Annotated in this window: 19 protein-coding genes; 13 read left to right on the forward strand and 6 right to left on the reverse strand. The window is 46.5% G+C overall.

Going from position 1 to position 25,993, the window contains the following annotated elements:
- The first annotated feature begins 460 nt into the window (after positions 1-460).
- The 9 genes from malT to sstT all read left to right on the forward strand — a co-directional run bounded on the left by malT (position 461) and on the right by sstT (position 11,691).
- Positions 461-3,169 (forward strand): HTH-type transcriptional regulator MalT, encoded by a 2,709-nt coding sequence (malT, locus tag L3Q72_RS18695; RefSeq protein ID WP_275133674.1) that lies wholly within the window; start codon positions 461-463, stop codon positions 3,167-3,169.
- A 22-nt stretch (positions 3,170-3,191) separates the two neighbouring features.
- On the forward strand, positions 3,192-3,875 hold the full coding sequence (locus L3Q72_RS18700) for a hypothetical protein (protein ID WP_275133675.1): 684 nt from the start codon (positions 3,192-3,194) through the stop codon (positions 3,873-3,875).
- Between the two features lie 551 nt (positions 3,876-4,426).
- A complete protein-coding gene (locus tag L3Q72_RS18705; protein WP_275133676.1) occupies positions 4,427-5,341 on the forward strand; it encodes a DUF368 domain-containing protein in 915 nt (304 codons plus the stop codon).
- Positions 5,342-5,424: 83 nt separating this feature from the next.
- Positions 5,425-5,850 (forward strand): hypothetical protein, encoded by a 426-nt coding sequence (locus L3Q72_RS18710; protein ID WP_275133677.1) that lies wholly within the window; start codon positions 5,425-5,427, stop codon positions 5,848-5,850.
- Positions 5,847-6,464 (forward strand): SCO family protein, encoded by a 618-nt coding sequence (locus tag L3Q72_RS18715; protein WP_275133678.1) that lies wholly within the window; start codon positions 5,847-5,849, stop codon positions 6,462-6,464. Before L3Q72_RS18710 ends, L3Q72_RS18715 begins: the two co-directional genes overlap by 4 nt.
- A complete protein-coding gene (locus L3Q72_RS18720) occupies positions 6,465-6,911 on the forward strand; it encodes a copper chaperone PCu(A)C (protein ID WP_275133679.1) in 447 nt (148 codons plus the stop codon).
- Positions 6,912-7,000: 89 nt separating this feature from the next.
- Positions 7,001-8,767, forward strand: coding sequence for a diguanylate cyclase (locus tag L3Q72_RS18725; protein WP_275133680.1), 1,767 nt, complete (start codon positions 7,001-7,003; stop codon positions 8,765-8,767).
- Positions 8,768-9,019: 252 nt separating this feature from the next.
- Positions 9,020-10,063, forward strand: coding sequence for a ribosome small subunit-dependent GTPase A (gene rsgA / locus L3Q72_RS18730; protein ID WP_275133681.1), 1,044 nt, complete (start codon positions 9,020-9,022; stop codon positions 10,061-10,063).
- A gap of 407 nt (positions 10,064-10,470) precedes the next feature.
- Positions 10,471-11,691, forward strand: a complete 1,221-nt coding sequence (gene sstT, locus L3Q72_RS18735; protein WP_275133682.1) for a serine/threonine transporter SstT — start codon at positions 10,471-10,473, stop codon at positions 11,689-11,691.
- Positions 11,692-11,777: 86 nt separating this feature from the next.
- On the opposite strand, the gene L3Q72_RS18740 is transcribed toward sstT, so the two are convergent.
- The 4 genes from L3Q72_RS18740 to L3Q72_RS18755 all read right to left on the reverse strand — a co-directional run bounded on the left by L3Q72_RS18740 (position 11,778) and on the right by L3Q72_RS18755 (position 17,949).
- Positions 11,778-12,908, reverse strand: a complete 1,131-nt coding sequence (locus L3Q72_RS18740; RefSeq protein ID WP_275133683.1) for a tetratricopeptide repeat protein — start codon at positions 12,906-12,908, stop codon at positions 11,778-11,780.
- A gap of 241 nt (positions 12,909-13,149) precedes the next feature.
- Positions 13,150-15,093 carry a hypothetical protein gene (locus tag L3Q72_RS18745; RefSeq protein WP_275133684.1) on the reverse strand — a complete coding sequence of 648 codons (1,944 nt, stop codon included), beginning with the start codon at positions 15,091-15,093 and terminating at the stop codon, positions 13,150-13,152.
- Positions 15,094-15,698: 605 nt separating this feature from the next.
- Entirely contained in the window at positions 15,699-16,553 is an 855-nt protein-coding gene (locus tag L3Q72_RS18750; RefSeq protein WP_275133685.1) for a MalM family protein, read from the reverse strand.
- Between the two features lie 67 nt (positions 16,554-16,620).
- Positions 16,621-17,949: a carbohydrate porin gene (locus L3Q72_RS18755; protein ID WP_275133686.1), complete on the reverse strand. Its 1,329-nt coding sequence runs from the start codon at positions 17,947-17,949 to the stop codon at positions 16,621-16,623.
- 444 nt (positions 17,950-18,393) lie between these two features.
- Between L3Q72_RS18755 and glgX the strand changes: the two genes are divergently transcribed.
- From glgX to L3Q72_RS18775, 4 genes are all read left to right on the forward strand, one after another.
- Positions 18,394-20,355 carry a glycogen debranching protein GlgX gene (gene glgX, locus L3Q72_RS18760; RefSeq protein ID WP_275133687.1) on the forward strand — a complete coding sequence of 654 codons (1,962 nt, stop codon included), beginning with the start codon at positions 18,394-18,396 and terminating at the stop codon, positions 20,353-20,355.
- A gap of 122 nt (positions 20,356-20,477) precedes the next feature.
- Positions 20,478-20,660: a hypothetical protein gene (locus L3Q72_RS18765; RefSeq protein WP_275133688.1), complete on the forward strand. Its 183-nt coding sequence runs from the start codon at positions 20,478-20,480 to the stop codon at positions 20,658-20,660.
- A gap of 229 nt (positions 20,661-20,889) precedes the next feature.
- A complete protein-coding gene (locus L3Q72_RS18770) occupies positions 20,890-21,702 on the forward strand; it encodes an SDR family NAD(P)-dependent oxidoreductase (RefSeq protein WP_275133689.1) in 813 nt (270 codons plus the stop codon).
- Positions 21,703-21,712: 10 nt separating this feature from the next.
- Complete coding sequence (locus tag L3Q72_RS18775) at positions 21,713-22,096, forward strand: hypothetical protein (RefSeq protein WP_275133690.1); 384 nt, start codon at positions 21,713-21,715, stop codon at positions 22,094-22,096.
- A 160-nt stretch (positions 22,097-22,256) separates the two neighbouring features.
- Here the strand turns inward: L3Q72_RS18775 and L3Q72_RS18780 are convergent, their stop codons facing one another.
- Both L3Q72_RS18780 and L3Q72_RS18785 read right to left on the reverse strand, forming a co-directional pair.
- Positions 22,257-24,725, reverse strand: coding sequence for an EAL domain-containing protein (locus L3Q72_RS18780; protein ID WP_275133691.1), 2,469 nt, complete (start codon positions 24,723-24,725; stop codon positions 22,257-22,259).
- A gap of 1 nt (position 24,726) precedes the next feature.
- Entirely contained in the window at positions 24,727-25,782 is a 1,056-nt protein-coding gene (locus L3Q72_RS18785; protein ID WP_275133692.1) for a spermidine/putrescine ABC transporter substrate-binding protein, read from the reverse strand.
- Positions 25,783-25,993 lie beyond the last annotated feature (211 nt).

Genomic DNA, 25,993 nt, shown 5'->3' on the forward strand with positions numbered 1-25,993 from the left:
GAGGGCGTAGATACTCCTCTCCGTCTCAGCCTTTGATGCACATCACACAAAACGGGTCTCACCTCCCTGATATGAGTGACACGCGTCACATCAAACTATTAGTACTACCAGTACAGAAACTAAAGCCAGAAAAAGTAATAAAATCCGCCTTACCCCAAAAATGTTGTACTGGTCACACTGTTAGTTTTCCGCGTTTACACTATCCATTTTTAAACTTGCCAAAATGGGGGGGCTAAGTAGTTGTCAGTAAACAATCTCTTTGTTACTGCCCTATTACTATGTACAGGCATGCGTTCGATATACACCTAAAACCTGCGCATTATTTGACCGCACTCACAAAACAGGGGCGTAGAGGGTCAGAAATGTGCCGAAGATCATGCAATTGCCTCAGTTGCAGTGGTCAGAGTTACTCAAATTAACGTAGGATTGCCGCACGCAATAAAATATAAGAAAGATTAATATGTGGATCCCTTCCAAACTGACCAGGCCTGGCAGATTACATAACGCAATTTTAAGACCCAGAGTTCTGGATCTATTGCAACAGGCACCATTTTACAAACTGGTACTGTTCCGCTCGCCTGCCGGCTATGGCAAAACCACCATGGCGGCCCAGTGGCTGGCAGATAAACCCGCTGTAGGTTGGTACAGCATTGACGATAGTGATAACGACACCTTCAGGTTTATCAATTACTTTGTTCAGGCAATCAATAAAGCCACTGATGGCTGTTGTCCTAACTCACAGACACTGGCAGAAAGACGTCAGTTTTCTTCACTACCGTCACTGTTTGGTGAGCTGTTTGCTGAACTGGCTCACTATCAGGGCGTGTTCTATGTGGTGCTGGATGACTACCACCTGATCAAAGAAGACGAGATCCACGAAGGCATGCGTTTTTTCCTGAAACATATGCCGGACAATATGACCTTAGTGGTAACCAGCCGCGCCACGCCGCCGCTGGGAACAGCCAACCTTCGCGTACGCGATCTGATGATCGAAATCGGCAACGAGCTGCTGGCATTTGATACTGAAGAAACCACCCGATTCTTTAACCAGCGCGTATCTGAAGGCATCGACGATACTACGGCGCAAAACCTGAGAACTTATGTGGAGGGCTGGCCTTCAGCACTTCAGTTGATTGCGCTTCAGGCCCAGCACCATAGAAAGACTCTGGCCCAGTCTGCCGAGTCGGTTTCACAGTTTAACCACGCTCATTTGTGGGATTATCTGGTGGAAGAAGTGTTTGACATTCTGGACACTGAAACCCGCCATTTTCTGATGCAGTGCTCGATACTGGACACCTTTAACGACAGTCTGGTGAGCTCATTAACAAAGCGCGAAGATGCGCTGTCGATGATTGAATCGCTGAACAAATACGGCCTGTTTATCTACCCTCTGGAAGGCGAACAGAACTGGTACCGCTTCCACCACCTGTTTGCTGAGTTCCTGGCTCATGAACGGCAGTCACGGATCCCGCAGGAAGAGAACAGCCTTCATCAGGCCGCAGCTGAAGCCTGGCTGGATCTGAAGATTCCGCATCAGGCTCTGCGTCACGCGCAAAAAGCCGGCAACGAAGAGCTGATTGCCCGGATCATTACAGAGCATGGCTGGAAAATGTTTAACCATGGCGAACTGCAAACCATGGAAAGTGCCATTAACCAGCTTTCCAAGGACCAGCTTTACAGCAAGATGAAGCTTCCGCTGCTAAGAGCCTGGCTGGCACAGAGTCAGCACAGATACACAGATGTTAATGACATGCTGGCAGAGGCGGAAAGAGAGACAGAAAAGCGTAATGTTGCACTCAATACCGCCGACAAAGGCCAGATTAATGCGCTAAGAGCGCAGGTTGCCATTAACAATAATGATCCGGATACGGCGCTTGAACTGGCAGAGCTGGCGTTAACTCAGCTCAGCCCCACGGATTACCGGAGTAAGATTGTGGCGACCTCCATCGTGGGTGAAGTCAACCACGTAATGGGACAACTGGACCGGGCGCTGCCTTTAATGCAGCAGACAGAAAAACTGGCAAGGCAATACCAGTTATTCCATCAGGCATTATGGGCACTGCTGCAACAGAGTGAAATCCTGCTTGCACAGGGCTTTGTACAGGCAGCTTATGAGTTACAGGATACCGCCTTTAAGCTGATTGAAGAGCAGAAGCTGCACCAGCTTCCGCTGCATGAGTTCCTGCTGAGAAACCGTGCCCAGATCCTCTGGTGCTGGAACCGTCTGGATGAAGCCGAAGAGTGTGCCTACAAAGGCATTGACGTTCTGGGCAATATCGATCAGAGCAAGCACCTTCACTCATACTCTATGCTGGCGCGCATCGCAATCGGCCGTGGTGAGCTGGATAAAGCCACCCGCTTTATTGAGCAGATCCAGCATCTGATGCAGCAATCAAGCTACCACGTTGACTGGACAGCGAATGCTTCACTTTCCCTGCTGCTTTACTGGCAGACAAGGGGGGAGACCGAAGCGGTGGAGCACTGGCTGGAAACCGCCATCCGTCCGGCAGAGGCCAGTAACCACTTCCTGCAGCTACAGTGGAGAAACATCGCCCGAGCTCAGATCATCACCAATCAGTCAGAGAGAGCGAAAGAAACACTGAGCTTTATTCAGAGCGAAGCGGAAAAATACCATCTGGTTACCGATATCAACCGGAATCTGATTGTTGAAGCAACGCTGGCTGTAAAAGAAGACGACGAGCTGCTTGCGACCGAAAAACTTCAGCATGCGCTGAGCATGACCAACCAGACAGGCATGATTGGTAACTTCCTGGTGGACGGTGCCTCCATTGAGCCTCTTCTGAAAAAGCTGACCGGCAAAACCTCGCTGGGCGATCTGGAGAAACACCGTGCCCAGCAACTGGTCAAGGATATCTCAAGCAAACAGAGAAGCCGCTCGGTGCATTTTGATGAAGAGTTTATCGACAAACTGGTGAATCACCCGGATATTCCTGAGCTGGTACGAACCAGTCCGCTGACTCAGCGAGAATGGCAGGTGCTGGGGCTTATCTACTCAGGATTCAGTAACGAGCAGATAGCACAGGAGCTGGATGTTGCCGGGACCACCATCAAAACCCATATCCGGAATCTGTATCAGAAACTCAACATAGCAAACCGTAAAGAAGCTATTGAGACGGCAGAAAACCTGCTCAGGCTGATGGGATATTAACGCTAAGGACTCGGGGGACACTATGGAACTGAACGTATGGGAACCCGGTCGAATCTGGTACGCCGATATGCTCTGTCGGCGTTTCGGTCTGACTCATATTCACCGCATGGTACTATTCAGGATTAGTGAAGACTCACTTATCGTACACTCCCCCATAGAGCTGACAACGTCACTGCAAAAAGCGCTGTCGAAGATAGGGAAAGTCAGGGCAGTGATCGTTCCCTCCCCGGCTTACCATCAACACCTCTCAGAATGGTGGCTTGCTTATCCGCAGGCCCTTTTTTATGCCACTCCAACCACAATCCAGAAACGAACCGATCTCAATTTTGACGGCGCTCTTTCCGGAAACACCCCGCAGCTCTGGAAAGGAGAGCTTTATCAGACGGCAATACTGGGACTGACTACCCCAAGGAAAATGGTATTCTGCGACCCTGTCAGCCGGACTCTGGTGCTCACTGATAATCTGCTGGCGGTGCAGCCTTCGTTACCAATGGGGCAAAAGCTGGCAACCTGGGTACATGGCATCCATACCGAACTGAAAATGCCCTATTCAGATAAAAGACATGTAAGCCATATGCCGCTGCTTCGTGCTTCAGTACAGGAAATCATGACCTGGCCATTTGACAGAATCCTGACCAATAACGGCCTGGAGTACCGGCAGGATGCGAAGAGCACATTCTATCAGGCGTTCTGGTGGGCGTTCTAGATCTCACCTTACAATGAAAGAATTAGAGCATTTGCTCGGTTTTCCCGCATAAAGTCACAGTTCTTAATTATTTACAACATACTCATTAAACTGGAACTAGACTAGAGATAGAATAAAAAGACAGGTTGGTTGGCAGACAGATAAAAAAAGAGCCAACCGCAAATTCCTGCGATTGGCTTATAGATAGTGTGAACAATTAATATTCACTAACAACGTCAGTTGGCTAGGTGACCCTCGGCTTTAAGAAGGGTCACCAAATATAATGCAGATAGCGTGCCAACTTTTAAGGGCGATAAAACAGCTAATGTTAGTAAAATTTGAGCCACTTTTTAAACCAAATTCGCATTATACAAATCGCAAAATGCAAACACTCGCAAAATACCAATATTTTAATTGCAAAATTGATATTTCTGTCTATAAATAAAACCCTTTATAAATACTCTTATTTTTGCGTTATGCAGAAAGATCTCATCTTTTTTTCGCGGTATTAATAGGATTTAAATCCTGGTTTTGTATAATCCGCCTTTCAAATCATCAAATTGCATGGACCAATGAACTACCTATCGACATTCCTGAAGGGCATAGCCATGGGAGCGGCAGATGTTGTCCCTGGCGTATCCGGCGGTACAATCGCCTTTATCACCGGTATTTACGACACTCTGCTTGAAAGCATCAGAAGAGTTAACCCTAAGCTTTTGGTTATCTGGAAAAAAGAGGGCTTTAAAGCCGCATTTAGCTATATCAACGGCTTTTTTCTTATCAGCCTGTTTAGCGGCGTTATTCTGAGTATTCTTACTCTGGCTAAGCTCATCTCCTGGCTACTGGTGACTCATCCAATTCCGCTTTGGTCGTTTTTCTTTGGTCTGATCCTGGTTTCAGTCTGGCATATCGTCCGCCAGGTTGAGCACAAGGATATGATACGCGGAGTATTCACACTGCTGGGGATCGCCTTTGCCTACTTTATTACCGTGCTCAAACCGCTGGAGATGGATCCCACCAGTATCAATGTTCTGATTGCCGGTGGCATCGCTATTTGTGCCATGATCCTTCCGGGTATATCCGGCAGCTTTATTCTGCTTCTCCTTGGCATGTACGCACCGATCCTTGGCGCGGCTAAATCCATGCAAGTGGATATTCTGATGCTTTTTGCCGGCGGATGTGTTCTGGGATTGCTGAGTTTCTCCCATCTTCTGTCCTGGCTGTTAAAGCGTTTCCGGGATTCAACACTTATGTTCCTGACCGGGCTGATGATAGGCACACTGCCAAAAATCTGGCCATGGAAGCAAACCATTAGCTGGAGAACCAACTCCCACGGTGAACAGGTGCCTCTTTTGCAGGAAAACCTGTTTCCGGCTGAGTTTGAATCCGTGACCTCCCAGCCCTCCCAGTTACTGCTGGCCGTTTCCATGATGCTGGTTGCGATCATCCTGGTTCTTAGCCTGGAAAAATTCGCTGACAAAGAATAATACTTTGACCATCAGAGCGTTATCACGTTAAAAGTTTGCTAATATGTTAATATTGCAACTTATTGATAACACTTTGTTGGCTTATGAAATTTGTTAAACCGCTATTAGTCTGTCTGGCTCTTATTGCCGGTTTCTACGCTCCCGATCTGGTAAAACAGCTGCGGGGAGCACAGGAAGGCTTTGACCTTTCAGGCTACTGCATGCTCTCCACCCTACCCTGTACTCAGAATCAGGTAACGATGACGCTTGAGCATGATTTCACACAACCTCTGGTCCCAAGCAAATTAACTATCGTCTGGCCGGAACAAACTTCTGAAGATCTGGCTATTAAGCTGGAAGGGCTGGAGATGAATATGGGCATCGCCAGGTACAAAGCTGACCGCTTACCTGACGGCCACTATCAAACTACCCTGCTGCTCCCGGTCTGCACTTTTGAAAAAATGACCTGGGTGGGCACAATTTCAGATAACAAAAACAGTGTTTCTGTTGCAATCAGGATGGAAAGATGAGTAAGAACTGGTCACTAATTATTGTTGTTGCCTTTGTTATGGGCTACAGCGCTAAGCTATATCTGGAAAGCCAAAAGCAGATTGAAGCAGAAAGAGCTCAGGCTGCTATCGAGGCCATGGTTGCCGATCCGGTTTTCAATGATAAGGATAACCAGCCGGTTCATATTTTTGACCCTGAAGATAAACGGATCCGGATTGCCTATTTTGGCTATACGCGCTGTCCGGATGTTTGCCCTACCTCTCTTGCCATGCTTGGTGGCGCATTAAACGAGTTCAGTGATGAGCAGTTGGCAAACTTCTGGCCTATGTATATCACCATAGATCCTGAACGGGATGACTCGGCACGAACAACTCAATATGCCCGGTATTTCCATAAATCCATTGACGGATTCTCAGCACCTATGGCCCTCACCAGAGCATTGGCCGACAAGTATGGCGTTATATTTAAAAAGACAGAACTGCCAGACTCTGCGATTGGTTATGTTGTCGACCACTCTTCCTATTTTTATTTCTTAGAGCCAGACGGAACCCTGATTACCAGTATTCCTCATACGCTGGAACCCACGCCGATATCCGATCAAATGAGAAAATTACTTAAAGAGAGGAGCCTATAAATGCAACGCAGCGGACTGATTTTACTTACTCTGTTAACCAGTAGCTTTACTTTCGCAGGCAGCGGTATAGAGATCCATAAACCCTATGCCCGGGCAATGCCGCCAAGCGCTCCGGCAAGTGCCGTCTTTATGACTCTAAAAAATAACGCTAGCCAGGATCGGGCAATAATCTCAGCTTCAACACCGGCTGCCGGAAAAGTAGAGCTGCATGATCACATCATGGACGGTGACGTAATGAAGATGCGGCAGATTCCGGAAATAGTGATTCCGGCTAATGGGAAAACCGTTTTGAAACCCGGAAGCCTGCATATTATGCTGTTTGAGCTGCAACAGACATTTACTGAAGGCGAAGAAATAGAAGTTACCGTGAATTATAAAAACGGCCAGAGTCAGACTTTTACCGCTCCGGTAGTAAAAGTGATGAAAGGCATGAAAATGAAGCACTAATTTCCTATTTTCAGCGCTAAATCAATCTAAACAAGATGCCGTATGATACACTGCCAGCGTCTATTCTTTGATGTGATTATGCTGTTTGTATGGAAAGTAACAGGCGTTATATTTCTGCGTTGATGCGGGCTTGTCTCCAGCTAAGTCTTTTGCTTTGCTGGATGGTCAGTATGCCTGTCGCTCAGGCGGACACTCTGCCTCTGTACATCCTCAAAGGCGGCATTATCCCTGCGGAAAATATAGAGGTGTTACGGGATCCGGATGGAAAACTCACCATAGAGCAGGTTATCTCACCCCGCTATTCAAACCACTTTTCACCCCCGGACCGGGGCCTGATAGCAATTAACGGGGAACCAGAAGCGATATGGATTCATATAAAAGTACGCTCAAAAGAAGACAGTCACCAGACTCCCTTCTGGGTACTATCCGTTGAAAACCCAATCATAGAGCAGACCCGACTTTACAAGGTTCACAACAATCAGGCAGAGCTTCTGCCCAGGTTAAAGCCTCTGGAATCACCAGATTCCGGTCAATTCCTGCGAAACGCCAGTTACCGGATAGACCCGACTTCTTCACGGGCAGATTACTATCTGAAGCTCTCCTATTTCGGCCCGACTGTGGCACCGATACATATCCGTTCGCTGGGAGAGTTTGCTTCAAATACCGTTGTAGACTATGCCCTTTATGGCCTGATTTGTGGCGCGATCCTCAGCATTTCTCTCTACAATTTATTTCTCTTTTTCTCCACCAGGCGGCGCATCTTCATCTATTACGTCGCCTATATGCTTTCATGTCTGACCTATTCGCTTTTTATCAGCGGATACATCCCCATGCTACTGGACGTCAGCCCTAAGTTAAGTCAGTTGCTCGAATGGGTTTCACTGGTCATCCTGATGTACTGTTCGATAAAGTTCACCGCCAGCTTTTTCGGCTTAACCCGGGCAAACAGAACGATACACATCCTGTTTAACATCTATAAAAGCGCTCTCATTTTAGTCTTGCTCTTTGCGGCTCTGTCACTGAATGCCTATGCCGCTATTCTTGTTTATGTTCTGGGCCTGTCCGGGCTGGTCAGCTATTTCATCATCGCCTTTGACCGCTTAAACAAAGGCTTAGAATCCGCCAAATACTTTATTCTCGCGCTGTCATTTATGGCGGGCACAGGTACGGTTTACATGCTTTGGCACCTGGGGATGATCGATCTTTACATAAAAAGTGAAATTATCTTCTCGTTCGGACCTGTGGGCGAATCCATCCTTTTTGCTATCGGTATCGGACACCGTATAAAAGTGCTGGAAGCAACAAACCAACAGCTCAAAGTCAGCGAAGAGCACTTTAAAAAAGCATCACGCATCGATGGCCTGACCGGTCTGTACAACAAAGGTTATATGCAGGAAATTCTGCTCAGAGAAATGCAGTTTTCATCCCGCTATGAGCAGGGCCTGTGCTTTGTCATTATGGATATCGACAACTTTAAAACTCACAACGACACCTATGGACACCTGAGCGGAGACGAAGTGCTGAGATGTCTGGCCCTTTCCATCAGTCACAATATACGAAGTACTGATTACGGCTGTCGTTTTGGAGGAGAGGAATTCTCAATTATCCTGCCCGGCTCCACTCTGGATCAGAGTAAAGTCATTGCAGAGCGGGTGCGCACCGGTTTTTCACAGTTCGTTGCAGAACACCCTGAACTTGGCGGCATGGAGGACGTCACTGTCAGCCTTGGTGTCTATCAGGTACAACCGGACGATAATCTGGAGATCATAGTCTCAAGAGCGGATGAAGCCTTATACAAAGCCAAGCGGAGCGGAAAAAACAGAGTCGTTTTATATGAACAAATTTACACACACTGATATTCTGCTATTATCAACTTAGATTTATCGCAACAGAAACCAATCCTATGGAGGAACAAAGATGATTGTAAGAAATATCCACCCGGTAAAGGTTAAGGCATAAGAGATTAGTTAATCTTCTCACTATTTCTTCAAAGAGACCCGCTCTCACCTTCCTTTTACCCGGTGCTAAAATAACCGGGGCACAGTAATGACTCATTCGCCCCTTAAGTAAAACGACTACTGGCACAAGTGTGTCCGGGGTTTACAGAAATGAATTCAAACTTAAATTTACACCAGCTTGGCTGGCAACCTTTTTTTCAGCAACAACTGACTTTAGCGGATTACGAACAGACGGTTATCGCACGTGTCACCGCGCATCACCGCAGCGGTTATGAACTGCTTTCAGAGCAGGGAAAAACCATTCTGCCGATACGCAGCAGCCTGCCTGATATGACTGTCGGAGACTGGGTACTTCTCAGTGATGACGGCGAGTTTATCCGTATGCTTGACCGGTTATCTCTGTTTAGCCGCAAGGCAGCAGGAAGCAAATTGGCGCAGCAGTTAATTGCCGCCAATATCGATACGGTATTTATTGTCTGCTCTCTGAATCAGGATTTTAATCTCAGCCGTATCGAGCGTTATCTGGCTGTCGCAAACGAAGTTCAAGTCGAAGCGGTAATCGTTCTGACCAAGGCAGACCTTTGTGATGACAGTGACGAAAAGAAAGCTCAGGTAATGAGCCTTGATCCTCTGCTGATGGCAGAAACCGTTAACGGACTGGATCCGGAATCGGTTAAAGCTTTAGATGCATGGTGTAAAACTGGCAAAACCGTCGCATTTATCGGCTCATCCGGCGTAGGCAAATCCACCCTGATTAATACGCTCACCGGGCATGAAGAGCAGAAAACTCAGGGGATCAGAGAAGATGATGATAAAGGAAGGCACACAACCACTTCCCGGACAATCCATTTTCTCAGCTCAGGCGGGATCCTGATCGACACCCCAGGAATGAGGGAGCTGCAAATCGCAGACTGCGAACACGGCGTGCAGGAAACCTTCAGCGATATCGAAGAGCTTGCATCGCAATGCCGTTTTTCAGACTGCCAGCATCAGTCCGAACCGGGATGCGCCGTTCAGGCAGCTATCGAAAGTGGAGAAGTGGATATCAGACGGGTAAATAACTACTTCAAACTGCTTAGGGAACAAGCCAGAAACGGGGCAACTCTTGCAGAACTGCATGAGAAAAACCGTAAATTTGGCAAGTTCGTAAAAACCGTAACCGCAGAGACGCGAATGCGGAAGAAGGGCTATTGATAAGAACGTTATAAGATCTTCGCATAACGAAGTAAATAGGGTTATTTCTCCGTAAAACCGCCGCAAGTACGTCCATGTAGGCTCCAATTTTTCTTCCCTGAAAAATAGGTTTTACTCCGAAACAACCCTATCTACTTCTGCTCACCTCCGCTGAAAACTTTAAGGTGCCTGTCCCTGTAAGAAAATGACAGGGATGACTATTTTTCATCCAACCTTATGCAAATCAACAAGATTAACTACTGCAAAATCAACGCGGGATCATTTTATTCATTATTTATTGTTTTAATAGTAGACAGTTTCACTACAGACATTAGAATGTGACAGCCTGATTACGATTAACAGCTGCTATACGGCAGCTATTTGAGAAGAATCAGCTATAAAAATACAAAATACTATTAGGAAATCCCATGCAAAACGAAAACACACTCATCGCAAGATATGCCGAAGGTAATCTGGTTCTCCAGATCCTGGTTGGTATTGTTCTTGGCGCACTTATCGCCGTAGTTTCACCAGAAGCCGCTAAAGACGTAGGTCTGCTTGGTAGTCTTTTTGTTGGCGCTCTGAAAGCTGTTGCACCCATTTTGGTATTCATTCTGGTAGCAGCTTCTATCGCAAATCAGAAAAAAGGCCAGCACACTTTCATGCGTCCGATCATCACACTTTACCTGATCGGTACACTGGCTGCGGCATTTACTGCGGTAATGCTTAGCTTTGCGTTCCCTACAACGCTGACTCTTGTTGCCGGTGCTGAAGGTACTACTCCTCCACAGGGTATTGCTGAAGTACTTAACACACTTCTTTTCAAGCTGGTTGATAACCCAATCAACGCTCTGAAAGAAGCTAACTACATCGGTATTCTTGTTTGGGCTGTAGGTCTTGGTATCGCACTTCACCACGCATCTGCAACCACAAAAACTGTATTTGAAGACCTGAGCCACGGCGTGTCTCAGATCGTTCGCTTTATCATCCGCCTGGCACCATTCGGTATCTTCGGCCTGGTAGCAAAAACTATCGCAACTACTGGTTTCGGCGCTCTGGCTGGTTACGCTCAGCTTCTTGTTGTACTTCTAAGTGCAATGCTGATTATCGCTCTGATTGTTAACCCAATCATCGTTTACGTTAAAACTAAACAGAACCCATACCCGCTTGTATTCCGTTGCCTGCGTGAAAGTGGCGTAACGGCATTCTTCACTCGTTCAAGTGCAGCAAACATTCCGGTAAACATGGCGCTTTGTGAGAAGCTGGAACTGGATGAAGATACTTACTCTGTATCTATCCCTCTGGGCGCAACTATCAACATGGCCGGTGCTGCAATCACAATCACAGTACTGACTCTTGCTGCTGTACACACAATGGGTATCGAAGTAGATATCGCTACTGCACTTCTGCTAAGTGTTGTTGCTGCAGTTTCTGCATGTGGTGCATCTGGCGTTGCAGGTGGCTCTCTGCTACTTATCCCGCTGGCATGTAGCCTGTTCGGTATCTCTAACGACGTTGCTATGCAGGTTGTTGGTGTTGGCTTTATCATCGGCGTACTTCAGGATTCTGCTGAAACAGCCCTGAACAGTTCAACAGATGTTGTGTTCACCGCTGCTGTTTGTCAGTCAGAACACCAGAACAACGCATAAGCCTTAATTGGTTTTACTAAAAAAGCTTCAGCTAAGGCTGAAGCTTTTTTTATGTTTGTCATTCCTGTCTGTACCGCTCGTTATGCTTAGAAATCACTTTTGTTCATCGGCGACATTGAAAAGTCCAGATTTGACTCGCTGTCTTTACTTTCCTTCTCGCCATTAGGCTCCTGCGTTTCGGGGCCGGCTGTCATAAACTCGTTACCGTCCCTTTCAGGGAAGTAGCTGTCTCTTTTGTATAGCTTGTTGAGTGCATTAATTAGTGAGTGTTTCTCAAGCGCGCCTTCAGTTAATTTCTTCACCAGTGGCTTCGCCATAGACTGCAGACCCACAACGCCATCTACACCCAGAATATTACCTAAATCATCGCGTTTTGATTTTGCCGGCTCCCAGCCAAAGTGCGCTGCAAGATACAGCCATAAGTAAGCGATAGCGTTACCCTTAGAGCCTCTTCCAATCCAGGTATCACCGGCAAAGTACTGACCTTCAGCACTTCCCCTTTCACCTGCCACTTCAAACCAGTAAATAGCCCGGGTAATATTTTTGGTCACTCCAACACCGTCACGATAATGAATTCCAAGTTTCACCTGGGCATCGGTATTGTTTTGCTGCGCAGCCCGGAAATGCCATTCTGCCGAGAGTTTCGGTTTAGGATCTTTGTTCGATTCAGCAATATACCAGTCGCCCATAAAAACCTGAGCTCCTGCATTGCCATCATTGGCCACTTCTTCAATAACCTGGATTCCCTTCTCGATGTTGATATCAACACCAATCCCGCTGATTAGGGCTTTACCCATTTCGAACTTGGCGCGGGGAGAGCCGTTATGCGCCTCGATAGCAATCTGCCAGAAGTGAGATTTCTGTTTTAGTACAACATCCTCTTTTGCTCTGGCACAGACACGCACCACACCATACATGGCAATTTCATTGTCCTGCATAGCGGCACGCTCATACCAGTAAAGGGCTTCTCTCGGATTGTGGATTTCACTTTCTTTTGCCAGATAAAGCTGGGTAGGAACATGACCGGTTTCCGCTTTGAACAGCCGCTCTTGTTTTTCCTGCTCCCTCTGCCGTTCGATCGCTTTACGGTAAGCTCTTTCCCGCTCCAGCTTTTCCATAGCGAGCTTTTTCTTTCTGCCAGACAGCATCGCCATCCATCCGATGATGACCAGAAAAGCAATACCTGTCGCGGATAAAACGATAGTCATCATAGTCATTAGTTCACTTAGTCGTAAAAATACCGGGTTATTGATAAGTTATCGGCAACCAGAACGTATAGTTAAGTATAACCTATATCTAACTATTGGTTTTACCTGTAAAACTTTAGAAGCCGAACTTATTTTCAGAATACGTAATAGTGGCAAAATTATCTTATAAATCAATAAAAATCCAACAAAATAAGCGCACCTGATGTGCGCTTAGAATTAGGCGTGGATTCGTTTGTGATCTTCTTGCCGTTTATGGGCACTCATCAGAAGCCTGAGAAGGATTGCCCTGCTTTGTTGCTGTCTGTACCGCACAGAATTTAGTTTTACTGAAAGCCGCCATAATCTCATCATGAGCTGCTTTGTTGAAGATCATCTCCTGCTCTTCCAGCGTATAACGCGGCTCAAACTCTCCGCTGTGTACCATGGTGATATTATCGGCATTTTCATGCACTACAAAGATACGGGCGATATCGTCATCATCTGAGTAACGGCGGATACTTGGCGGCAACGGCACCACATACATGGTTTCACCCTTTATCTGACGAACTTCCCAATTACCGGTAGCCAGAATTTCACCGTCACTATGATTCATGTGCCCCTGTGAATTCTCAGTGACCACATAGAAGTTAACCAGCTTGCTGCTGTTGTTGACCATTTCTGCAAAAACATAGCCCTGAACACCAGAGTCAGATTCATAATGCGAAACATACGGCCCTTTTGCATCCGCAGCGCTTGTTGCAGCAGAAGCTGACAGCAGGTCACTCAGAGCCAGAGCGTATCCGCCATACTGGCCAGCCATCCAGACCTGATAACAGACGCCACTGCCGTTTGAAAGCTCATTGGCAGAGCAGTTATGCTGCCAGAGCTCATATCTGTCATAGAGCTGGACAAACTCCATCCTGTAACCGACAGAGCCGGAATCGGAAAAACTGATAGACTCATCAACAAAATTTGCCCATTTTGCCGCTCTGAAATCAGCTGCCTTCAGCACATCAGCGATATTTTTGCCAGAGAGAGGCACCTTGTTTGCGGTAAAGCGCTCAACCATTTCTGAATATGTTGGATTCGTCAGGGTAACCTCGCCGGTCACCTCATTCACGCTGATATAGAAATCCTCATCCACTTCTTGCCAGCCAGACGAAGTCAGCACCATATTAATACCGTTTTCTGCCCGAAGATCCCAGGATGTGCCGTTGTACTGATACTCAACACCCGCATCTTCGTATGCGTTACTGATATCGGATGACGTTGTTAGCTTAAAGTTGTTATAGAAAGCGCGCAGGTAATTATTGTTGTGCCAGGCACTATAGCTGAAGACGCCATCAGAGGTTACCGTTGTCAGAAGTTCTGATGCACTGGCTAGCTGCAGCTCTCTCTTTATTTCGATTTCGCTTTTCGCATCACTCACCTCAAAACTGAAGTCCGTGTCTTGTTCCAGTGTCGAGATAAAACTGGCCGCTGACACATTGTCGTCATCGGTTTCAATCACTTGCTCAGCGATGGTTTCCAGCCTTTCGGAAACCTTCTCGGCGATCCACTCCAGTTTTTCTTCTGTGCTGATGCCCTGCGCAGATCCTGGATCGCTGTCAAAGTCTGATTCGCTGTTTTTCATTAGCGTTGCCGCTATCTGAGCAACCTGGTGAAGCTGCTTATAAGCTTTCTGCTCATTTGTATCGCTGCTCTGTTTCTTCGCTACGTAGTTTTCCTGCGGATCAATATCCAGGCCTAACTGAGTTTTAATCGCTTCTTCAGCGGCCGCCAGATCTACGGAAGAAGATGACTCAATCTCACTCTGAACCATTGTGGAAATCGGACTGACAAAGGTGTAGCCCACAGGTGCCGTCAGAGAGTAGTTTCCATCAACGGGTGTGTTTGGGTTATCCTGATCCACGGTGACATCTTTGACGACCTCAACGATCAGGCTGTGATTATCTATCTCCTCCTGAGTAAGTCCGTTAATGGTGAACTCACCATTGCTTCCCGTCACAACGGTGGGATCTGACGCGTCACAAACCTTATTATCATTTAAGTCCAGACAGACATTGGCATTAAACAGGTAACCATCCGCTGCCTGACCTGAAAGAGACGATGTACCTGTATTCGAATCTGAGCTGCCTCCTCCGCCGCATCCATACAGAGCGACAAGAACAGCAGCACCAACCAGAGTATTTTTCATTTTTGTATTAATAGACAACTTCATAATCCCATACTCACTTTTTAGCAGAACGTTAGCGCTTAAAAAGCATACGTAAAATCAAGTCTTAAATAAATTATAATTATATTAATTGAGCTATTTATTACATTTTCAATTGATATCAATCAATCTTAATCGCTTAAGAAAAGCCTTAAAAGACAAGGACACATAAAGACTTTTTACTCTAACCACCAGAAATGGGAGCAAAATCACACTCAATGATTGAGCTGTATATGTAATTTTATTTTATCGGTGTGACTAGCCACCAGCGCAGGATAAATGGCGGAAAGTTCGACGGTGGTTTATACCAATCCCAGCAATTATCTGTTCATCCTTGCTTGTCAAAATCGCTAATAGCTGCGTTAAAATTTTTGTAATTAGATCCACTAGTTACTGCAAATTTTGCCTTGCTCTTAGCGATTTTTCCTGCGCAATCACTGAACAGCTAATTACTGGGATTGGTATTACTGAGTAAAAAAATCGAAGAAAAGTGCTCAGCAGTATTGGATGTGGAAATGGAAATCTGAAACTGTTATTCCGAAAATTGCCTGGACACGAGCGTTCTGGCAATTCCCGGAATCTTTATTTGATATGGAAATAAAAAACTATCTGTTGTTTAGGGCTTTTACAAAGGCTTCCTGAGCACCTTCTACGTTCAGGGCCTTGGCTTCATCCAGCAGGCTTAGGGCTTTTGGGATGTCATTGGCCTTAATCGCTGCCCTGATAGAGTTATGATAGTAGTTCTGTGTATCCATCAAAGGTTTTATCTGGGCTTTAACTTCAGTGGCCTTGGATGGAGAGGCTTCTCTCTCCGATTTTTGTTTCTGCTTACTCTTATATCCGCTCAGTGAAAGAGTTTCAAATTCCAGGTCAAGCTCACCGGTGTAAGAAAATAGATACTTAGGATCAGTAGCAATCGGCATAGGTGCCCCGCTTTCTTTCGCCCTTACTTTTGCCGGATGCGGAATAGTGATTTCCTGTCCTATATTTTCTGCATCGGTATAAACCACCATATAAGGTGTTTTATTGGTATCTACTTTCAGCGTCATCTCATACCTGTTTCCCAACAGAGCATCAGAAAAACGCACCTGAAACTCCTCAGGACTAACCGTCTTTTTCACTTCATAGTTACCATCCAGTAGGTCAATGGATGGTGCAAATACCCGGCCTTTGTTCATGCGGCTTCGCAGGGTTAATCTGACGACACCTGAATACTCCGAAAACTCAAAGGCAGAAAGATAACTTTTACCACCTTCAAATCCCCAGACAGGTGCAGCCTCATTAATCTCAAACTGAAATGAATCTGCTTTTTTCAGAGCAATCCATGGAAAATCTGACAAAGATGTACAGCAAACCTGCTCACTAACAATAGCGTCCGCCACAAGATTTTCATTAGATGTCATGTTAGAGCAGCCCAGCAGACTTAAAGGCAACAATGACAATACAGCAAATTTTCTCATAGTTTGACTCCTGAAAATAAAGGCAGCCCTGAGACTGCCTGTTTTTATTACAACTAATTTCTGTTGATTAGAACCAGATTTCAGCTTCTACGCCAAAGCGGGTTTCATCACCTGTATTACCGTCGCTCCAGGTATAACCATCATCGCTTGAGCCCATGTAAGAAACGTAAGGCTTAATTTGTGGGCGACCCCAGTAGTCAGCATTTACAGTAAACACTGGTGCCAGAGTTGCTGTGTAGAACGACGTTGCGTCTTTTTCGCGACCCCAGTCTCCATCATCACCAAGAGTTTCTACCGCATAAGTCAATGTACCTTCCCAACGGAAGTTCTCATTCACTTTATAAGAAGGAGTCACACCAATAATGGTACGGTTTACACTCTCTGTACCCCACACATCATCGCCGTCTTTGTTATCCAGATTCCACATAGCGATTTCTGTACCGATCTGCAGGTTTTCAGTCACATTCGCTACACCGTAAGAAGTGAAGAAGAAGCCACGGTCATTGTCATTGTATACAGCGAACTGACCAAAGTTCACACCACGGTTTGCCAGAATGCCTTCGCCATATGCAAACGCTGTTGTAGACCAGCCATCAAAACCATAGTAATCACGGCTATAGGTGATGCTTCCGCCAAAACCATCTTCAGCTGAGGTAGATTTATCTGTATTTGCTCTGTTAGCCATTTTGAAGTCAAAATCAAAACGACCACCAAGGCCTTCCACAGAATACAGCCACATGTTCAGTGAGTTCAGAGTGGTACTCTTACCATCGCTGGTTAGCTTGCAGTTTTTGTCGTTCGCTTCAGCGCCACTATATGTACAGCTACCCGCACCTGGATCGGCAGAAACAATTGCAACACCCATATCATTGTAGGCAAAACCACCACCTACACCTGATGACTGCTTCCAGAATTCTTTAGTGATAATACCAGCCTGACGGTTCAGTTTTCTCTGACCAGCCCAGATGCTCATACCTTCGTCAAAAAATGATAGATCACCCAGTTCGATATAAGCTTGTTTAGCTTCAAGGTTACCTGACTGAAGATGACCTTCGTTACCCGAAGAAGAGTGGTAGAAGCCACGGCCGTTACCGTCTTCGTGGTTACCATATTCCATCTGAAGAACGTACTTAGCCCAGGCACCATTATCAAAGTTATCACCACGAGTAACCGTAAACTCTACCTGGTTCGGGTTTGCAGAAAACGGTGCACCCGCAGCACGATAGTCACGACGGTGTTCCCAGGTATGCTCTCGCTTCAGTGACTCCCCAGCATTGTACAAAAGGTGAGCATATCCGTTTACTGTCCAACCCTGTGCAACTTTGTCTTCTGCTAAAGCATTTCCTGACAATAGAGCACCCACTACTGCAGCAGCAATTACGCTTACTTTTTTCATATCGTTAACTCCTGAACGACTAATTATTGTATTCATCCCTTTCTTGGTATCCGCTCAAATAGGCAGTAAAAAAGCGTTAACCAAAATGAGGTAAGTTTGGGAGTTGCCTCCCCCCGGTTTGTTTCAACGGTGGAGATCTTAAGAAAAAGCGCTAAGGGTGACTTCCTCCACCCTGCATTAATTTTGGGGGGAGTAGACAGGAGGAGAAGGCAGCACCTTCCGGGAATTTGTTGGCAAGATCACTGATTTAGGGTGGAGGAACAGGGAAAACCGGACAAAAATGGGATACAAAATGTTACGGTCATCAAATTTTCATCAAAAAAGTAAGACAAAACAATTTCTGAGAACCAGAGTTTATTTACAGTAAGGTATGTTGCCTTTATTCGATAAGAGCATTAACTTTAGATTCAGAAGCTTCTAGACAAATTTAAACAGAACTAAAAAATGACAAAAATGCGCTCACGCCCCTATCCATTAGGTGCAACACTGGATAGTAATGGCTGTAATTTCTCGATATATGCGCCGAATTGCCCTGATATTTCATTAGCACTATTTAATGGTGAAGATGATTACGACCTTTACCCGCTTGAAGACAGCTATGCGGGCAACAGGCATATATACGTACCGGAAGTAAAAGCCGGACAAAGATACGGATACGTTGTTGAAACAGAAGAAGGCCCGCACCTGCTTTCTGATCCTTATGCAAAGGCGATAGATAAGCCACTACATTATTCATCACCATTTAGCAGTGAAAAAACATGGGACATCGCTAAGTGCGTTGTCACTGAAGACGCTTTTGACTGGGAAGGCACAGAGCCGCCAAGAATACCGCGAGAAGAGACGGTTATCTTTGAAACCCATGTTAAGGGCATGACCAAACTCAACCCTAAAATCCTGCCTTCTCAGCAGGGACGTTATCTGGGTATGGTCAGCGAACCTATGCTGAAGTTCTTCAAAGAACAGAACATCACGACCATACAGCTGCTACCGGTTGCGGCCTGTATGCACGAACCTCACCTGCTCAATATGGGAATGGTGAACTACTGGGGTTATAACCCGTACCTGTTTATGGTGCCGGATCCGCGCTACGCCCATGAAGATGCTGTTACCGAAATGAAAACCATGGTGCGCGAGCTGCACCGCAACGGCATTGAGGTGATCCTGGACGTGGTTTACAACCACACCGCTGAAGGCGGTAACGGTGGCCCTGAATTTAACCTTAAAATGCTGGACCCGTATTTTTACATTAAACACGGCCCGCACTTTGCAAACTTTGCCGGTACAGGTAACACAGTGAACCTGATGCACCAGCCAGCGCTTAATCTGGTAATGGACTCACTGCGCTACTGGGTATCTGAGTTCCATATCGACGGTTTCCGTTTCGATTTGGCAGCAACGCTTGGACGGGATGGCGATCAGTACAACTACCATTCGCCGTTTTTCAAAGCCGTTGCGCAGGATCCTGTGCTGAAAGAAGTGAAACTTATCGCAGAACCGTGGGATATCGGCCCTAACGGCTATCAGGTGGGCGGTTTCCCGGATGGCTGGAACGAATGTAACGATAAGTTCAGAGACATCACCAGAAGCTTCTGGAGAGGCGATCACGGCTTTTTGAAAGAATTTGCCACCCGGATGATGGGCTCGCGTGATATCTACAGCGCCAGCCGCTGGCCGCATAAGCTGACGGTAAACTACATTACCTACCATGACGGCTTCACCCTTCAGGACCTGGTCTCCTACAAGCACAAGCACAATGAGGCGAACGGAGAACATAACCATGACGGACACGGTGACAACCGTTCCGATAACTATGGTCATGAAGGTGAAACTGACAATATGCTGATTAAAGCGGTCAGGGAAAAGCAGAAGCGCAATTTCCTTGCGAGCCTGCTCTTCTCCTTCGGTATCCCGCATATTCTCAGTGCCGATATTCTGTCCCACTCACAGCGGGGCAACAACAACGCCTACTGCCAGGACAACGCCATTAGCTGGCTAAACTGGTCGCCAACGGACAGAAAAGACCATTTCCGTAAATGGCTGGGCGAGATGGTTGAGGCCAGAATTAAATACATGGTTCCGTTTGTGCAAGCCTTCAGTGACGATCAGCGAAATAAAAACCGTGTAGGGTGGCGCAGACCGGATGGTATGCATATGGAGCATGATGACTGGAACCAGTTAACTGCGGTTGCACTGCATCTGGGCATCGGCGAAGACGGTAATGAGATGATCTATCTTATGAATCAGTCCAGTCTGCCGGTGACCTTTAAACTGCCGACAGACAGCAGGCAAGAGTGGATTACTATCTGTGATACCAATCTTCGTGATATCACTCCGAGACGTCTGAATGCCACCATGTTAATGGCACCAATGTCGCTTGCAATTTTGCACGCAAAAGGGAAAAACTGACGGGTTCTTTTTTGAACCCAAGGTTTACAGTATGGGAGCTGACGCAATATATTCGCCCGATGCCTGATAAAAAAGCGACTATATTTGTATAAAGCAGCTCAGGGAACCAGGAAGTAAATTAGATGGATAATCATCAAAATAAGGACACCTATCAGTCAGGGGAGACTCCGGGAGTTGGAGTGTACATCTGTACACAATGCCACTTTGCTATTGTTGTGGTTAAGGATAATTTTATTCTCCCTTCATGCCCCTGCTGTGAAAACGATCAGTTTACTCGTTCAAACGAAGCAGAGTTTGACGACTAATTTTTTCACCCGCCCAGAATCAGCGCATTTCTTTATGCGCTGATCCGTTACTTTCCTCATGAAAAATGCCTGTCCGCCAGGAAGGCGAAACAGTTTTAAGAAACTATTGATAATCAGCCCTCCGGAAAGCTGATAAGCTGATAACCTACTTACAACTTATACCAATACCAGTAATTAGCTGTTCAGTGATTGCTGGGATTGGTATTCAACCAAAGCAACGGACAGACAGATGCAAAAAACGATTCTTATCACCGGCTCCACTGACGGTATCGGACTGGAAACGGCGAAAATGCTGGTATCACTGGGCCACCATGTTCTTATTCATGGCCGCAGCGCTGCTAAGCTGGCAGCAGCAGAGGAAATGCTTTCTCAGCTTCCGGATGCAGGGCCTGTTGAAAGCTATGAATGCGACCTGTCCCGTATCGCAGATGTCGAAGCATTTGCTGTGGCTGTGGCGGCTAAGCATCAAAAGCTTGATGTGCTTATCAATAACGCCGGCGTATACAATGTGTCTCAGGCCACCACTCAGGACAAACTGGATGTACGCTTTGTGGTGAATACCATAGCTCCATACCTGCTCACCCAGCGTCTTATGCCGCTGCTTGGCACTTCAGCACGCGTGGTAAACCTCTCCTCTGCAGCCCAGGCTCCGGTAGACCTTACAGCACTGGCAAGCAGCAATGCAGGCTCTTCTGACGGTATGGTCTATGCGCAGAGCAAACTGGCCATTACCATGTGGTCAACGGAACTGGCAGAAGTTCTGAAAGACAAAGGCCCTTCTGTCGTTTCTGTTAACCCGGCCTCTATGTTGGGCAGCAAAATGGTGAAGGAAGCCTATGGTGTGACCGGGGGCGATCTGGGTATTGGCGCTGATATTCTTTGCCGCGCTGCGCTATCTGAAGAGTTTGCGGACGCTTCCGGTAAGTACTTTGATAACGACTCAGGCCGCTTTGCCGCGCCACATCCGGATGCGCTGGATACGGCTAAAAACAGAAAGCTGGTCGCTGCAATCGAGAAAATACTGGCGGAAAAAACATTATAGGAACCCTGCGTTGAACCGGTCTGAACATGCTCTGATAAATGAGGTTTTTGATCAACTTGCATCTTATTACGGCAAGTTCGACTGGTGGCACAGAGACAAACCCTATGAAGTGATGCTCGGGGCGATTCTGGTTCAGAATACAAACTGGAAGAACGCTGAAAAGGCGTTGGAAAACCTGGGCAGCAACTTGCATCCGGAGGCTGTCTCCCGGATGCCGGAAGCGGAACTGGCTGAGAAGATCCGGCCAAGCGGATACTACAATCAGAAAGCGAAAAAACTGAAAGCACTGACCACCTGGTTTTCCCGGTACAATTACAGCATTGAGGCAGTTCAGAAAGAGCCTAAAGATCAGCTTCGTCATGAACTGCTGAATATTCACCCGCAACGGGCTTAATGTACCTAAAAGCTACGATAAGTTCAGAGAAATGATGCAGCAGGCTCTGCCTGAAGACACCGAGCTCTACGCCTATTACCACGGCCTGATGGTTGAGCATGCTCAGAGATTTTGCAACAAGACCCCCAGGTGTGAAAGCTGTCCCCTGAAAAGCCGCTGCTCAGATAGACCAGATATGCTCTGAAACCGCTCTCTGGCGTTGCAGAAGCTTCACCGCATCATCGATAGGACAAGGACGGCTAAACAGAAAGCCCTGTATCATGACCCCCTGCTCCTTAGGCAGAAACTCCAGTTGCTCCTGCTCTTCTATCCCCTCGGCAACAACCTGAAGTTTCAGAGCGCGGGCAACATCCACAATGCCTTTAAATATTTCTGCGTTGACTCCGTCAGAGATATTGCTGATAAAGCTTCTGTCTATCTTCAGAATATCGATGGGAAGCTTCTGAAGGTAACTGAGCGATGAATATCCGGTACCAAAATCATCCAGTGCAATCTGATAACCACCACCCCTTAAGCGTTCAATGTTTCTGATGGCATTTTCTTCACTTTTGATCACCGAAGACTCGGTCAGCTCAAAATAGATGTTCTCAGGGCAGATACCATGGCGACTCAAAATAGACTGAATGGTATTGGTCACCTGCACACTGGTGATCTGCTGCGCTGATAAATTTACACCGACCTTAAACTCATCCAGGCCTTCGCTCTTCCAACGGTTGATTTGCCGGCACACCTCTTCCAGAACCCACTCTCCAATGCGGATAATAGAGCCGTTCTCTTCTGCGATGGGAATAAACTTCGCCGGTGAGATATTTCCTAAAGTGGCACTCTGCCAGCGGATCAGCGCCTCGAATGACTGGATTTTATGATTCTCACTGTCCACTATCGGCTGATAGTGAAGTGTAAAACTGCTCTCATCGATAGCACGGTACAGATGCTGCTCCAGTGTCGCTCTCTCCTTGGTCATCATACCTATCTCTGGAGAGAAGTATTTATATTTGTTCTTACCGCTGTTCTTGGCCTGATACATAGCCTGATCAGCAAATGCCACCAGCTCTTCCGTATCTCTGGTGTCATTTGGCCACAGCGCAATTCCGATACTGGCACTGACATAAAATACATGCTCATCGATCACAATAGGCTCTGACAGAGAGGAAAGTATGCGTTTTGAGATACTCCGGGCATGGTGGGGTGCATTCAGCCTTGGGATAAGAATGGTAAACTCATCTCCCCCAAGGCGCGACAGATTATCAGAAGGATCCGTCGGATTCACCCGGCTCAGCGTATCTTCAGCTCGCAGGCACTCTCTTAGTCTGTTGGCAACCTGCTGCAACAGATGATCCCCCGTCAGGTGTCCCATATTATCGTTTACATTTTTAAAGTTATCTAAGTCCAGATACAGCAGGGCAACAACACAATTATCTCTCTCCGCTTGCTTTGCTACCCGGTCTAAAGTCTTGTGAAACATAAAACGGTTAGGGAGCGCCGTCAGAGAATCAAGATAAGCCAGATTCTGAATTCGTTCACTTGAGTGGTGCAACTCAGCACTCATCTTATTGAACTCACCAATCAGCTCTCCGATTTCGTCATTGTAGCGTTTATCAATAACGGTAATTTTCCTCTCACTGTTTAGCTTCTTCACAGCCCGGCTCAGGTTAGCAATTCTGCTCAGGATCTGAGAATTCAGAACAAACATGGCCAGCAGGATAGAAGCTGAAATGGCAACAGCAGATAGCAGAAGAATAAAATAGCTGAGCTTTGAACTGGCTCCGAGAAGACTGCTATTGGGAATTAACGCATGAAGCCATGTGGAGCTGTTTAACGGTGAGGCTATATGGTGCATTTTCTCACCCAGAATATTCACCTCCTGCCACTGATTAAGTTTCAGGTGTGTTAACAGGTCAATTTCCTGCTTTGTCACCCTGTGTTGTCCGCCCTGTTCAGAATAAATCTGCGAAGGTTCACCGCCACCGGAGCCTGACAACAGCAGCATTCCTTTCTGCCACGGTGCCGGTAATCGCGCTTCAGTCTGTCTGTTAATATTCTGAGTAACACTGAGGTATCCCTTCACTTTTGGCTCAGAGGTAAAGGTTTCGGTGGCCCTGTCCCTGATAATCACCGGAATAGTCACATACAGCGCCAGCTTTTCAGTATCCGGGTTAACTCCGACATACTGATTGTACCCCTTGCTGCCAAACTCAAGCTGACTGAAGTATTCAGATCCGGATTCATCATCGGTTGCATTCGGGATACTGCCGTTAACCACTCTTAGCTCTTCGTATCCGTCCGGCATAATAAGGCGGACTTCGTAAAGATTCGGATTAGCAAGCTGCATGGACTTAAGCCGGGTATACATCGGCTTATACATCAGGTTGTATCTGTCCTCTTCTTTTTCAATCCGCATGTACTGACTCATTAATAAGCCGTTTGCCATTGATTTCAGGGCAAAATGAGCAAAGTAAACCTTCGACTGATAATCGTCATAAAGCTGGCTCAGATGATCTTCAATCTGAGCCTTACTGTGAGAGGTATTTACCTGCCACAGGGTTAAATAACCATAAATCCCGACAATTAATAACGGAATGGAGATAAGCGGCACAATGGCTAATGAAATCTTGGTACCCAGCTTCATATCAGTCACTCAGTACCTTAGCGCTTAACTTTTGCCTGCGCAGATATTGCCTTGAAGGCAAAGGGTGATAAAACTCAGAGCGGGAAATCACCTCTTTAGACGGGTAAATAACCGGATTACTTAACACCTCCTCCGGCAGCAATTTAATCGCCGCGTTATTAGGGGATGCGTAGTAAGTGTATAAAGCCTGCCTTGCTGCAATCTCAGGCGAATTAATATAATTGAGAAAAGCGTAGGCCAGTTCAGGATTATGGGCTTTTGCTCCCACAGAAAAGTAGTCGACCCAGAGGTTTGTTCCCTCATCCGGTACATAAAATTTAAGGTCGTCACTGTGTTCCATCACCATAAGCGCGTCACCGTTATACATCATCGATGCCCATATATCGCCTGATATCAGCTCTGAATCCTCATCCAGGTTCACATACTGATAGGAGCGCACAAAAGGTTTCTGACTGACCAGCAGCTTTTCAACCTGACTCAGCTCACCTGGCAGCACCGAATTAACGGAATACCCCAGTGCTTTTAAAGCCATACTGATAAGATCCCTTCCATCGGTCATCATACCAATACGCCCCTTTAGCTTATCCGGCGGGGTGAACAGCAGTTGCCAGCTTTGTGCTTTAGGCTGGATAAGATCGCTTCTGTAGATAACACCTATGGTTCCCCAGAAGTAAGGAAGGCCATAACTGAGGGATTGTTCAAACGCTGATTTCCAGCGCGGTGAAATAAACTGACTATTTGGAATCTGAGCAAAATCCAGGGGAATGATAAAGCCGTTGCGCGCATAGGTTGCCAAATCAATACCGGCACACAGGATCAGGTCATAACCCTCAGCACTGTTAGCAACCAGCATATTGGTGCGCTCTTCATCAGATTCGTAGAGAATTTCGGAAATCTCGGCCTGGTACTCTTTTTCAAAATCAGCCACTATCGCCGGGTCCAGATAATCTGCCCAGTTGAGAATGACCAATCGGTTGGGATGGTGTGCGCTGACTTCCTGGCAGAACAAACCAAGGAGAATAGACAAGACCACCCTGTGTAAAGTGCCTGTTTTCAAATTATGATACCTAGCCTTAACATTCGCTAACGGCGGTGTGATTCTTTGCCACACTCAGGCTCATTACAACAGCGATGGGTTATTAATCTTTTTATATAATCTTTATATTAGTAGGGATAGCAGAAAACGCATGGTTTATTTACCAAAACGGTGAACATATGCATATCTTCTGCCTCTTTCTGACTATGTATTCTTCCTGAATTATTTTCTT

Source organism: Vibrio sp. JC009 (assembly GCF_029016485.1).
In the GTDB taxonomy this organism is placed as follows: domain Bacteria; phylum Pseudomonadota; class Gammaproteobacteria; order Enterobacterales; family Vibrionaceae; genus Vibrio.